This is a genomic window from Paenibacillus sp. JT31N11, from assembly GCF_056269285.1.
Genome location: NZ_JBWDNQ010000016.1, coordinates 84,519 through 98,393, shown reverse-complemented (window position 1 = coordinate 98,393; position 13,875 = coordinate 84,519). Strand labels below are relative to the sequence as shown.

The following is a 13,875-nucleotide window of genomic DNA, read 5'->3' as shown; positions in this document are numbered from 1 at the left end:
CCCCTTTGGGAGGCGGAACAAAGCTGATTGAGAGGATTAGGCAATGATTTGCGATCATTTAGCTATCTCCCCGCACCTCAACTGACTCATAATCAAGTTGTAAGGAAGGAGGAATCTTCAATCACAGAGATTCAGGTTCGCAAATAAAGGAGGCCAAATATATGAAATACAGAATTCTCGGGGCAACCGGCATGTCGGTTAGCGAGTACGCTCTTGGAACGATGATGCTCGGAGCAATGGGTAACAACGACCATGACGAATCGGTCCGCATGATCCACACGGCCATGGATGCCGGTATCAACTTTATTGACACAGCTGACGTATACTCCAAGGGCGAGTCCGAGGAGATTGTCGGCAAGGCGCTTAAGGGAAAGCGCGATAAGGTGGTGCTGGCAACGAAGTTCGGCTTACCGATGGGGCAGGATGCCAACCAGAGCGGGGGGGCGCGGCGTTGGATCATCCGCGCGGTCGAGGATAGTTTGCGGCGGCTCGGCACTGACTACATCGACCTCTACCAGATGCATCGTCCAGATCCGAATACGGACATCGGTGAGACTCTCTCAGCGCTCTCCGATCTAATTCGGTCAGGCAAGGTGCGCGCTATTGGTTCTTCCACTTTTCCGGCAGAGCAGATCGTCGAGGCACAATGGTCCGCAGATAAGCACGGACATCACCGCTTCCTCACGGAGCAGCCGAGGTACTCCATTCTCAATAGAACGAACGAATCGGCTGTGTTTCCCTCGACGCAGCGCTATGGAATGGGTGTCCTGTCCTACGGGCCGCTGGGTAGCGGCTGGTTGTCAGGACGGGTGGACCCAACTACGGGCAACCGCGCATCGCTGCAAACGCGTGCCTTCGACCTCTCGATACCGGGAAATCAAGTGAAATTGGCCGCTGTCCAGCAGCTCAATCAACTTGCTGCAGAGGCGGAAATGCCGTTAGCACACCTGGCAATCGCGTTTGTCCTGTCACATCCGGCTATAACATCCGTTCTTATTGGCCCACGGACGCCAGAGCAGCTCGAGGATCTTTTGGCGGGCGCGGACGCGGTACTGAACGAGGATATCCTTGATCGGATCGACGAAATTGTTCCACCCGGCACCGATCTCAACGTAGCAGACAATACCTTCTTGATGAATCCGGCCCTAGAAGACAAGCGTCTGCGCCGCAGATAAACGAATCCTTGAGGTCAATTACAACGATAGTTCAATTAACCGCCCTATCATGGGCGGTTTTTTTGAGGTTAAATTCAACCAAAAAACGACGATCTCGATCTACCCGACCAGATACTTTTAGAACAGATTCGAAAATGCATTCTGCATAAATTGGGAACCATCTAAGGCAGGGGCACTCTTTAGCGGCAGACCTGGGACAATCTCTTTTTTTATACCAGCATCATCAACGATTATTCCTATCCACGAGGGCTGGCGCAACTGTAAGGATCATCCATCCCGTGTTGCACGGTTTGTCGAATCGTGACATGATTAAGAAAAAGCGACAGAGCCAAAGCGAGGGCACAAGCCATGAAACGAACGATGAAACGTCTCACCAGCGGATCCATGACGCTAAAAAAAAGAATAATCATTCTCTTCCTGATCAGCTCCCTGCTCCCCTTCATTTTTGTGTTTTTTATCTCTTACCACACGATATACTCCATTCTTACCAATAAAATTCAGGATGGCATTCAAAGCAATCTCAGGCAGGTTGAATACTCTCTGGAGAATGCGATCGGGAACTTGAATTCCGTATCCGAGCAGCTCGCGTTCAAGGGAACGATCGGCAGGGAGCTGGAAATTTTGTTAACCTCGGGCAACGCGTATGAGCGGTCGCAAATGACTACTCAAATCAACAGCGAGCTTAATTTGATTACCTTCACGAATACGAATGTCGGTCTCACGATGTATTATTTTCAAAAGGACGGGCTTTATCAGTTTGAGACTTCTGGCGTCAAGCCGGATTTTGATCCGAAGCGTCTGCCGCTCTTGGCCGAATATTACGGTATCACCTATTACGGCCCGCATGTCAGCTACGACCGCTTTAATAATAAATATGTGCTGTCGGCTATGCGGAAGGTGGATCTGCCAAGCCGGAATGACGTTTATGTTTATATCGAGAGCAATTTTAAATTGACGGAAAGCATTCTGGATAACGGGGAGAATGCCCAGCATGCTTTTTATCTCTTTTTAGATAATAACCATAAAATTACATATAGCGAGATTCCTGAGGAATTTCCGATAAACTCTGTATTCACCAGTGATACAGCTCTCAAATCGCATGGTCTGCATAACGAGTATTATTGGTTTGATGAAACCAGCAATCAGGGCTGGAGCATCGTGTCGGTTATTTCCAACGCGGACTACAACAAAGAAATGAACAAATGGTTTCTGCAAACCATCGTTTCCTCCCTTTTCTTTCTGGGGGTCAGTGTGCTTATGGCGTGGCTGCTGTGGAAAATGGTCTATCGTCCTTTATCGAATTTCAACAAGGAAATCAAGCTGATGACGAGCAACAAGACGCCGTCTCTCCTTGTGCGTACGAGAATTCCGGAATTTGACCAGCTGCTGGATCAGTTCCGCGATATGAAGACACAAATCTGGGATTTGTTCGTGGAGGTTCAGCAGAAGGAGAAAAGGAGAGCCGATCTGGAGGTGGAAAAGCTGCTCTATCAGATTAATCCGCATTTTCTGATGAATACTCTCGATACGGTGCACTGGCTTGCCGTTATGAACGGGCAGAACGAAATCGACCGGATTATTTCTTCCCTGAATAAGCTGCTGCATTATAATCTCGGCAAGCTGGGGCAGTCCTCCACGATACGCGATGAAGTCGATGCGCTTAAGCAGTATTTGATCCTGCAGAAAATCCGCTATGATTTTGAATTCCAGGTTGATATCGAGGTGGATCAAAGCCTGCTTGACATGCCGATTCCGCGTTTCATTCTGCAGCCGCTTGTGGAAAATTCCCTCTACCATGGCTTCAGCGACAACGGGGTTATCCAGGTCCGCGTAAAGGCGCAGGAAATGATTGAGATTTCCATCCAGGACAACGGGTCTGGGATGACCCAGGAGGCCATTAACAAGCTGCTCCACAGTGAACAGATGGAACGGGAGAAGGTAGGCATGGGCATCGGCATGAATTACGTGAAGCGGATGCTTGAAGTTTATTACAACGGCAAAGCGCGGATACATATCGAGAGCGCGCCTGGACAAGGGACGAGCATTTACTTGAGTTTGCCGATATTGAAGGAGGATACGCTGTGATCCGGATATTAGTCGTAGACGACGAAAAATTGGTAAGACAGGGCATTATAACGTCATTGCCGTGGGCGGAGTTTGGAATGCAGGTGGTGGGTGAAGCCAAAAACGGCGAGAAGGCCATCGAATTTCTGGAGCAGAACGAGGTGGATTTGATGCTCACGGATCTCGCCATGCCCGTCATGTCGGGAATTGAGCTGATGCGGATTGTCCGCAAGCGCTATCCGAATCTGTATATTATTGTCCTGACGCTGCATCAGGATTTTGAATATATCCAGGAGGCGCTGCGGCTTGGTGCAATCGACTATATTGCCAAAGTGGAGCTGGCGCAGGACCGGTTCTCCGAGATACTGGCGCGTATTCATGCGCGGATCAAGGAGGAACAGCAGAAAGGCAAACAGTCCGCCGAGGGGCCGGCCTCCGATGAAACCATCGGGGTGGATTTGGGTTATGCGCTGCTTTCCCCGGAGGCGCAGGCAGACCTGGCTTGGGTCCATTCGCTTTATCCGGAGCCCTCAGGCAGCAGCCCGGACGAGCAGCAGTGGATCCGGTATCCGGCCGATATACGGGAGAATGACGCAATGTTCGCCGTATTGACGGAGGCTGTTCAGAACCGGGAGAACTGGGTGCTTCTATGTCTGGAAGGACTGCGGGGCATCGAGAAGACGGAGGTGCAGCGGGCGCTGCTCGCATACAGGAAGCATCTCTTATTTTACGATTATCATCCGGAGGACAAGCTGATCCGGCGGTCCCTTCGCGAGCTGCAGGAGAAGGAGAAGCTGCCGGACGGTTATGATCGCGAAATCGCAGAAGCAGCCGAGCAGTGGTCGGCGCTTGGCTGGATAAACAATGATGAGCGGTTTGCCGTGCTTCTGGACAGGCTCAAGTCGATGAAGCTGCCTCCATCCAGGCTCATGCTTTTTCTGCGCAAGCTGACGGATGAATGGAATGAATTGTACAGCTCGGTCCTCCCGTCCGGATTGGTGCTTCCTGAGGAATTTTATTCCTGGCATGAAGCCAATGAATGGTTCAGGCAAATTCGGAAAACGATAAGTAGGACATTGGGCGCACCTCATTATTCCCAGGAGGTCCAGGATGCGGTTATGAGAGCCGTGCAATTGATTCAGGAGCAGCTAAGCGGGCAGCTGTATGCCGCCGATATCGCCAAGAGGGTCAATATGAGCCGCAGCTATTTCAGCCAATGCTTCAGGGATATTATCGGGAAGACGTTCAATGAGTACGTGCGCCAAGCCAGAGTGGACAAGGCCAAAGAGTATTTGGTGCATACGAACATGCCGATTCTGTGGGTGGCGGAAAAAACGGGCTATCTGGACGGGAAATATTTCAGCACGGTGTTCCGCGAGCAGACCGGCGAGCTGCCAAGCGCCTTCCGCAAAACGCATCGCAAGGAATAGGGCTGAAAAAGGTGTCGATTTCATTCCTATACCGCATATCCATCCTTCAAACCTCTACCCGGGGGGACATTTGTCCGACAAGCAGGGTAGAGGTTTGTCCGAAAAGGGTGAAAAATGGCATCCGGCAGGGAGGAAAACCGTTCATTTCTCCCCCTTATCACACAACCGCTCCCTGTCTAAACTGGGGCTTTGGATGTGATACATTTATCATGCAAGTTGACGACTACTCGGAAAGAAGGGGAGCATGTTGAGAAACAAAAGAAAAGGCATAGCTACGCTGACGCTGCTTTTGGCATTTATACTGGTGATCAGCGCCTGCAGTCAGTCGAATTCGAACACATCTTCGAACAACGGTGGAAATCAGACGGGGAATGCACCGGCTGCACCGGCGGATCCATTCGGAAAATACACAGAGCCGGTTACCCTGGCTGTCGGACAAAAGGTAGATCCGGCAGACAAATCGCTGCCGGCCGGCGACACGCCGGATAATAACCAGTTCACCCGATACATCAAAGACAACTTGAATATCGACGTGTCCAATGCCTTTACGGCATCGCCAACCAACTATGATCAGAAAGTCAGCCTTTCCATCTCAAGCAACGACCTGCCGGACGCCATGGTGGTCAATGCCCAGCAAATGCGCCTTATGTACGATAACGGTCAGCTGGCTGACTTGACGGAGGCTTTTAATTCGAATGCATCGCCGGCACTGAAGCGCGTTCTGGAAGATTCGAACAAGCGCGCGATGGATACCGTTACATTTGACGGCAAAATCATGGCGCTGCCACAGGCGGAGGATGCCGGTATCCACGAGATGTGGATCCGTAAGGATTGGCTCGACAAGCTCGGCCTTGAGCCTCCCAAAACGATGGCGGATCTGGAGAAAGTGGCAGACGCTTTCACCAACCAGGATCCTGACGGCAATGGCAAGAAAGATACGATCGGCATCGCCGGACCATCCAGCAGCGGTAAAATGTATGCGAACTTCCTGGATTCAGCGAACAATCTCTACGGCTTCGATCCGATTTTCTCGGCCTATGGCGCATACCCCGGTTACTGGGTAAAAGATGCGGACGGCAATCCGGCCTATGGCTCGACTCTGCCGCAAACGAAAGAAGCGCTCGGCAAGCTTAGAGATCTGTATTCCAAAGGATTGATCGATCCGCAAATGGCGATCCGCACCGATTCCGGCGAGTCGATCGTCAGCGGTCAAACGGGTATGTTCTTCGCTCCTTGGTGGATGGGTTACGGTCCGCTCACGGATGCCGTTAAACAAAATCCGAAAGCCAACTGGCAAGCTTACGCGCTGCCGCTTGATGCGCAAGGACAATTCAGCCCGCATCTGAGCGCGCCGGCCGGTCAATTCGTAGTCGTTTCCAAAGATTATAAAACTCCCGAAACCGTCATCAAGCTGCAAAATCTGCTGCTTCGCGACGAAAGCAAATTTGATTTGACCAAAGGATCAATCGGCTTCTACCCTGTCCGTCTTGCTCTTGGACCTTCCGATGAATCGGAATTTACCGTTCAAGCGGTACGCGATGTGCTTTCCGGAGCGAAAACGCCGGAAGACTTTGCTGACAAACCGGAGTACAAGCTGCTGCAGGGCGATTTGACGAATATCAAAAAAGTAAAAATCGAGCCTTACGACAAGATGGATATCCAATACTGGAATCCAACGGCCGATATGGGCGCCTGGACCCGTCTGTATTCGATCATGGTCGGCGTTGCGCCTAACGTGGACGTGCAGATGAACCGGGTAAGCAGTCTGCTCTACTCGCAGACGAACTCGATGGAGACCAAATGGGTCAACCTGAAGAAAATGGAAGATGAAACCTTCCTGAAAATTGTCGTCGGCGGAGCTCCGCTCGACACCTTCGATAAATTCGTAACCGATTGGAAGAAACAAGGCGGAGATCAAATTACCGCCGAAGTTGCCGAAGCAGTCAAGGAATAAAGAGGATGACCAGGGGGGCTTGAGTCATAAGCCCCCCTATATTCCCGGCCATATGAATACTTGGGGAGGGATAACCAGTGAATACCAAAGGGTTTGCCAAGCATTATTACGCTATGCTTCTGCCGGGATTTATATGGCTTGGAGTATTCAGTATTTTTCCCATGTTCGGGATTATCATCGCATTTGAGCATTACAATCCTGTCAAGGGAATGCTCGGCTCGGAATGGGTCGGTCTGGAAAATTTCCGTTACATGTTTACGCTCAGCGACACCAGAAGCATCTTTTTCAACACGATCTTCATTGCTTTTATGAAGATTATAGCCAATCTGATTGTCCCGCTTGTTTTTGCTTTGCTGCTCAATGAGCTGCGTATTACCGTGCTTAAAAAATGGGTGCAGACCATTGTTTATCTGCCTCACTTTCTGTCATGGGTTATTCTTGGAGGCATTGTATTGGATTTGTTCTCCTTTGACGGTCCCATCAATGGCATATTGTCTGTCTTCGGTCTGAAAGCAACCAATTTCTTCGCCAGTGCGCCGCTGTTCCCTTTTCTCGCGGTAGGCACAGATGTCTGGAAGGAATTCGGCTTCAATATGATTATTTATTTGGCAGCCCTGACCGGCATCAATCCCTCTTTGTATGAAGCAGCGGGGATCGACGGAGCGTCGCGGATGCGCCGTTTGTGGCATGTGACGCTGCCGGGCATACGCACAACCGCTGCCCTGCTTGCTGTACTGGGCCTCGGGAATGTTCTGAATGCGGGCTTTGACCAAATTTTCAACTTATATAATCCTCTTGTGTATTCGTCGGGGGACATCATCGATACCTGGGTTTACCGCACAGGGCTGCTGAATTTGCAGTATGAGCTTGCGACCGCCGTAGGGCTGCTCAAATCCCTGATCGGGTTCATTCTTATTGCCATCTCGTATGTAGCGGCCTACAAGTGGGCCAATTACCGGATTTTCTAAGAGAGGAGGCTGGCGGAAATGGTCAAAGATACGACAGCCGGTTCAAAAATATTCGATGTGCTGATTGTGATTATTCTTGTCGTAGTCGCTCTCACCTGCATACTGCCGCTATGGTATACGCTGGCGGTATCGTTCAGTACCAAATCCGCTGCGGCGGGAGGGCAAGTCTCATTATGGCCGGTCGGCTTTAATTTGAACTCCTACAGGCAGCTGCTGCAGGACAACCAGTTCTTCGTTTCCTTCTGGACGTCGATCAAGCGTGTCGTGCTGGGGGCGGGCCTGAATTTACTGGTCGTGCCGCTGATGGCTTATCCGCTGTCGAAGACGATCAAGGATTTCAGGCTGCGGAACTTTCTCATGTGGGCCATGATCTTCACCATGCTGTTCAACGGAGGCTTGATTCCGCTGTACCTGACGATCAAGCAGCTCGGTCTGTTCAACAGCATCTGGTCGCTGGTTCTCGTCGGAGGGGCGCAAACCCTGGTGTTCAACGTGATTCTGGCCATGAACTTCTTCCGCAATCTGCCCAAGGAACTGGACGAGGCGGCTCTTGTGGACGGAGCGGGCCCCTGGTATATCCTGCTCAAAGTATATGTTCCGCTGTCCGCGCCGGTACTGGCTACCGTATCGCTGTTCAGCATCGTGTATCACTGGAATGAGTTTTTATACGGACTGGTCTTTATGACGCGCGAGCAGTATTATCCGCTGCAGACGTATATCCAGCAGGTCGTTGTCATGCTGGATCCGTCGACCATGTCCACGGATCAGCTGCAGCGGTTGAGCCAGCTGTCCAACAAGACCTTGAACGCGGCAAAAATATTCATCGCGATGATCCCGGTTCTGGTCGTTTATCCGTTCCTGCAGCGCTTCTTCATTCACGGCATCACGCTGGGCTCAGTCAAGGAATAAGCCGGCGCTATCAAATTACTTAAAGGAGTCTTATTCATATGAAACAAATTCGGATCGGCACCCTTGTTGGCGGCGGGGACGCAGTTCGCGTCCTGCCGCAAATTCTTCCTCATGGCTTTGAATCATTCAGTCTCACCTTCTGGCAGTCGACCAATGGTCTGGACTTGTCCGAGACCGCCAAGCGGGTTAAGGAAATTCTGGCGGAGAAGGGCGTTCCCATCTCCAGCCTCGGCATCTTCGGCAATCCGCTCACAGGCGAAGGAGACAACGCCGATACGCTGGCCAGCTGGGAACGGCTGATTGACCATGCGCATGAATTCGGAACGGATCTGGTAGCGGGCTTCACCGGGCGTATGCCGGGTACGATCGACGACTCTCTTCCGCGTTACACGGAAGTGTTCGGGGAATTGGCGAAACGCGCGGCGGACAAGGGCGTCAAGCTGGCTTTTGAAAACTGCGATATGGGCGGCACATGGGAAAGCGGAGACTGGAATATCGCGCATAATCCGACGGCATGGGAAAGAATGTTCAACGCCCTCCCTGCGGAAAATATCGGACTTCAATGGGAACCGACCCATCAAATGGTCAGCCTGATCGATCCGATCCCGCAGCTGCGGAAATGGGTAGGGAAAATCTTCAATGTGCACGGCAAGGATGCCACAATCGCTTGGGATGTCGTACGCGAATACGGCATTCACGGACCGAAACCGTTCGTATGGCACCGTACGCCAGGCTTCGGCGACACCAATTGGACGGATGTCATTTCGATTCTCCGGCAGCACGGATACGAGGGCAGCATTGATATCGAAGGCTGGCATGATCCGGTGTACCGCGACGAGTGGGAGATGACGGGACAGGTACACGCGCTCAACTATCTGAAAAACTGCCGTGGCGGCGACTTTATTCCAAATCCGTCATAGACATCATACCTGAATATTATGAATAGAAAGAGGTGAGCGGTATGGCGCTTCATAAAGTTGTGGTTGCCGGCTGTGGTGGGATGGCCAACGAGTGGCTTGACTACGCCGCACAGCGGGAAAATGTTGAAATTGTAGGGCTTGTGGACCTCTTCGAGGAAGCAGCCAAGAAAATGGCGCAGAAGCGCGGATTGAATGTTCCGACATTCACGGATTTATCCACGGCTCTCAGCCAAACGGGTGCGAATCTGGTATTTGACGTCACGATTCCTGCCAGCCACAAGCAGATTGCGACAACTGCGCTGCAGGCTGGCGCCCATGTATTCGGAGAGAAGCCGATGGCGGAAACATTGGCAGACGCACAGGAAGTTCTGGCTGTGGCGAGCGGGTCCGGCAAGCGGTATTCCGTTATGCAGAACCGCCGTTATTTGAAGCATATCCGCGCCTTGTCCAGTTTTCTGGCATCCGGTGCGATCGGAACAATCGGCTCGCTGCACGCTGATTTCTTTCTCGGACCCCATTTCGGCGGCTTCCGTGAGACGATGGCAAGCCCGCTGATCCTGGATATGGCGATTCATACGTTCGACCAGGCACGCTTCCTGAGCGGAGCTGATCCGGTGTCGGTCTACTGCCACGAATATAATCCGGCAGGTTCATGGTACGCAGGCAATGCTTCGGCCATCTGCATCTTCGAAATGAGCGACGGTTCGGTATTCTCGTACCGCGGTTCATGGAGCGCTCAAGGCGCAGGAACCTCATGGGAGTCCGATTGGCGCGTTACAGGAAGCCAAGGGACGGCCAAATGGGATGGGGACAATCGTCCTGTCGCAGAGGTTGTCGAGGGCGAAGAAGGCTTTATCCGTCCGGGCAAACTAGTGGAAGTGCCGGATATCTGGACGGGCCGGGAAGGCCATTTTGGATGCCTGGACAATATGTTCGAGGCGCTGGAGCAGGATCGTCCTGCCGAAACGGATTGTACGGACAACATCAAGAGCGTATCGATGGTCTTCGGCGCGCTGGAAAGCGCAAGAACCGGCCAGAAGGTTATGCTTTAATTAACGATAGAAGACGAGAGAGATTTATAGATAGGCGGAATGGAGGCATGAAGCATGAAATCGATACAAGTTGGAATGATCGGTTATAAATTTATGGGTAAGGCGCACAGCCATGCGTATCGCGACTTGCCGATGTTTTTTCCGGATTCTCCGGCTCCGGTCATGAAGGCGATCTGCGGCAGGGACGAGCAGGGTGTACAACAGGCGGCGAAGCAGTTCGGCTGGGAGCATGCGGTTACGGATTGGCGCGAGCTGGTCAAGCGGGAGGATATCGACCTGGTCGATATCAATGCCCCGAGCGACGCGCACAAGGAAATTGCCATTGCGGCAGCGCAGGCTGGCAAGCATCTGTTCTGCGAGAAGCCGCTCGCGCTGACGCTGTCCGACGCGAGAGAGATGCTGCAGGCGGCGGAAGCGGCCGGCGTCAAGCATATGGTTGGTTTCAATTACCGCTTTGCACCGGCTATCCGCTTGGCGAAGAAGCTGATTGCCGAAGGCAGAATCGGCAAAATTCATCATTTCCGCGCGACCTTCCTGCAGGATTGGCTGGTTGATCCGGCGTTCCCGCTCGTTTGGCGGCTGAAGAAGGAAGTGGCGGGCTCTGGCTCGCACGGCGATCTTGGCGCGCATCTGATTGATCTGGCCAGGTACCTGGTAGGCGAGATTAACGAGGTGGTCGGAATGAACGAGACCTTCGTCAAGGAGCGTCCAATCGCCGAGTCCATGACCGGCCTGAGCGCGCAAGGAAATACGGATGGCCCCATGGGCGAAGTCACGGTGGATGACGCCACGCTGTTTATGGCCCGGTTTGCAAGCGGAGCTCTGGGCAGCTTTGAAGCAAGCCGCTTTGCCGCAGGTCACCGCTGCACGAATGCGTTTGAAATCAACGGCAGCAAAGGAAGCGTTCGTTTCGACTTTGAGCGCATGAATGAGCTGGAGGTTTATTTTACCGACGATGCGGATGATGTGCAGGGCTTCCGGCGCGTGCTTGCAACTGACCCCGCCCATGATTATATGGACGCCTGGTGGCCGCCCGGCCATACGATCGGCTTCGAGCATACGTTCATTCATGAAATCCTGGAGCTGATGGACGCCATTCATGGTGGCCGCCAGCCAGAACCGAATTTCGTGGACGGCATCAAATGTCAGGAAATTCTGGAAGCTGTTGACGTATCCATCGCAGAGCGGCGCTGGGTATCCATCAGCGAGCTTCAGGTGTGACAGGCAGCCTGCCTGCCGCAAATTCGATCAACCTAAAGGAGATCTATCATGGATAAAAATATATTGGGCACAAATGTGGTTGCGCAAATCGGAATCCTGGTCCATGACATTGAAGCGACTTCCCAGGCGTATGCCGACTTCCTCGGCATCGAGACGCCGAAGTGGTTCTGGACGGATACGGTTGATGTGGCGCAAACGGAATATAACGGCGTTTCTTCGGAAGCCCGTTCGAAGCTGGCATTTTTCGATATGGGTTCGCTGCAGCTGGAGCTGATCGAGCCCGATCACAATCCAAGCACCTGGCGCGATTACCTGAATGAGCATGGCGAAGGCGCCCATCATATCGCTTTTGTCGTCAAGGGCATGAAGGAAAAGATTGCGGTCATGGAGAAAAATGGCATGCCGCTGCAGCAGAAGGGCGAATATACAGGCGGACGCTACGCCTATATGGATACGTCGAAGCAGCTGAAAATCCTGCTTGAGCTGCTCGAGAACGATAACTAAACCTGACGCCCGGAAAAGAGGATTAGTCATGGAACATATCGAAAATAATAACTTGTTGAAAGTCGGCATCGTAGTCGACGATATCGAGAAGGCGCTCAAAGCCTACTGCGGGCTGTTCGGATTGGCAATGCCGGAGATTCAGACGCCCGATCCGAATTCGGTTCAGGAGCACACGGATAACTCCTACACCTGGTACAGAGGCGAATATATTACAGCCAGAACGAAATTCGCCAATCTGCAAATGGGTCCTGTAACCGTCGAATTGATGGAGCCGTTCGATGAGCCGAACCCCTGGAACGAATTCAAACAAAAGCATGGTCCCGGCGTTCACTTTATCACCTTTACGGTCAACGGCTTCCAGCAGCATATCAACTTCCTTGAAGGACAAGGAATCCCGCTGACCCACAAAGGCGAATATGGCGCGGGGCGGTACGGCTACTTCGATACGGAATCGCTTCTTGGCGTAGTGCTGGGACTGCAGGAGCTTGGACCGAAGCAGGATTAAACATTCCGCAAAGGCGGGTCTTCCGGCGATCCGGCCGTGAAAGGTTGTGTCTTGAGTATGACGAAACGAATAACGGCAATCGTCGGCGACTTTTATCATGATGAGGCGCTCGCCAGGGAATCACTGGAGAAAGCGTTTGGAGCGGCTGCATCAAGTGGAGAGTGGACGCTTGATTTTACGGGAACGGACCGAATCCTGCAGGTGCTGGAAGAGGGCCCTGCGGTGATCGTCCTGTTCAAGGAAAACCGTCTTAATCCGCAGGATGAACAGGTTGATCTGTGGATGGACGGGGCGGTATCGGCGGCAATCGAGCGCTACGTCCGGGGCGGCGGAGCATGGCTGGCCTGGCATGCGGGGCTTGCTTCCTATGCTGAGGATTCCGAATATATCCGGATGCTGAAGGGGTACTTCATCTCCCACCCGCCGCAAAACAAGGAAGTGCGTTACATACCGGTGAATACAGCCGATACCGGCTGGTCGGCGGAAGGTTTCCAGTTTCTCGATGAGCATTATTTTGTGAGCTGCGCCGAGGAGAGCACAGGGGTATTCCTGCGCTCGGAGTCCGAGGACGGTTCGTCAATCGGCGGCTGGCGTCATCTGCACGGCGAAGGAAAAGTATGCTGCCTCGCGCCTGCGCACCGGCGGGAAGGTCTGCTGGCAGCGCCGTTTCTGGAGCTTCTGGGGAACTGCCTGAAATGGTGCGCGGAGCCGGAAAAAGAATAATAGATTTGAATACGATAAGAAATCGCTTCGGGTACACGGCAGTCAAAAGCCTTCGTGTGTCCGTGGCGTTTTTTTTGTGCGGGGAGAATCGAGAGTAACAAAAGTTAGTTTAGAGGCCGTCAATCCATATTACTGCATACTGATCAATGTACCAATAATTTGAAACGATAAGCCACATGCGAGCGAAGTAAATTCTCCATGTGGTTTTTGTTTGCTTAACTGGATTAAAACCGACGGCTATATCCACATAAGTCAATGACTGCCACACCCACGCTCATGAAATCTTATAAATGTCGTATTGATATTATCAAAACGGTATGTTATCATCCTTATAACATCAAAATGACAATATGAAATATTGGAAAGCAGCCATTTCAGCTGCTCACCCTGATTGCCGGAAGCAGCGGCTTCGTTTTGATCATTCCATTCATTCAGAAGAAAGTGAGGTTT

The 13,875-nt window shown here is 52.2% G+C and carries 12 protein-coding genes; all 12 read left to right on the top strand.

The window, feature by feature from the left end:
- The first annotated feature begins 161 nt into the window (after window positions 1-161).
- Window positions 162-1,175: an aldo/keto reductase gene (locus AC0YNV_RS33730; protein ID WP_475771959.1), complete on the top strand. Its 1,014-nt coding sequence runs from the start codon at window positions 162-164 to the stop codon at window positions 1,173-1,175.
- Window positions 1,176-1,559: 384 nt separating this feature from the next.
- Window positions 1,560-3,260: a sensor histidine kinase gene (locus AC0YNV_RS33725; protein WP_475772013.1), complete on the top strand. Its 1,701-nt coding sequence runs from the start codon at window positions 1,560-1,562 to the stop codon at window positions 3,258-3,260.
- Window positions 3,257-4,669 (top strand): response regulator transcription factor, encoded by a 1,413-nt coding sequence (locus tag AC0YNV_RS33720; protein WP_475771958.1) that lies wholly within the window; start codon window positions 3,257-3,259, stop codon window positions 4,667-4,669. Before AC0YNV_RS33725 ends, AC0YNV_RS33720 begins: the two co-directional genes overlap by 4 nt.
- A 244-nt stretch (window positions 4,670-4,913) precedes the next feature.
- A complete protein-coding gene (locus AC0YNV_RS33715) occupies window positions 4,914-6,623 on the top strand; it encodes an extracellular solute-binding protein (protein WP_475771957.1) in 1,710 nt (569 codons plus the stop codon).
- 77 nt (window positions 6,624-6,700) lie between these two features.
- Window positions 6,701-7,591 (top strand): ABC transporter permease, encoded by an 891-nt coding sequence (locus tag AC0YNV_RS33710; RefSeq protein ID WP_210046269.1) that lies wholly within the window; start codon window positions 6,701-6,703, stop codon window positions 7,589-7,591.
- An 18-nt stretch (window positions 7,592-7,609) separates the two neighbouring features.
- Entirely contained in the window at window positions 7,610-8,500 is an 891-nt protein-coding gene (locus tag AC0YNV_RS33705) for a carbohydrate ABC transporter permease (protein WP_475771956.1), read from the top strand.
- A 38-nt stretch (window positions 8,501-8,538) separates the two neighbouring features.
- Entirely contained in the window at window positions 8,539-9,420 is an 882-nt protein-coding gene (locus AC0YNV_RS33700) for a sugar phosphate isomerase/epimerase family protein (protein WP_475771955.1), read from the top strand.
- Between the two features lie 41 nt (window positions 9,421-9,461).
- Window positions 9,462-10,472, top strand: a complete 1,011-nt coding sequence (locus tag AC0YNV_RS33695) for a Gfo/Idh/MocA family protein (RefSeq protein ID WP_475771954.1) — start codon at window positions 9,462-9,464, stop codon at window positions 10,470-10,472.
- Window positions 10,473-10,526: 54 nt separating this feature from the next.
- Entirely contained in the window at window positions 10,527-11,693 is a 1,167-nt protein-coding gene (locus tag AC0YNV_RS33690) for a Gfo/Idh/MocA family protein (RefSeq protein ID WP_475771953.1), read from the top strand.
- A gap of 48 nt (window positions 11,694-11,741) precedes the next feature.
- Window positions 11,742-12,197, top strand: a complete 456-nt coding sequence (locus AC0YNV_RS33685) for a VOC family protein (protein WP_475771952.1) — start codon at window positions 11,742-11,744, stop codon at window positions 12,195-12,197.
- A 28-nt stretch (window positions 12,198-12,225) separates the two neighbouring features.
- Entirely contained in the window at window positions 12,226-12,702 is a 477-nt protein-coding gene (locus tag AC0YNV_RS33680; RefSeq protein ID WP_475771951.1) for a VOC family protein, read from the top strand.
- A gap of 57 nt (window positions 12,703-12,759) precedes the next feature.
- The gene (locus AC0YNV_RS33675) at window positions 12,760-13,425 is read left to right on the top strand and encodes a ThuA domain-containing protein (protein ID WP_475771950.1); all 666 of its coding nucleotides are present in this window, start codon (window positions 12,760-12,762) and stop codon (window positions 13,423-13,425) included.
- The last annotated feature ends 450 nt before the right edge of the window (window positions 13,426-13,875 follow it).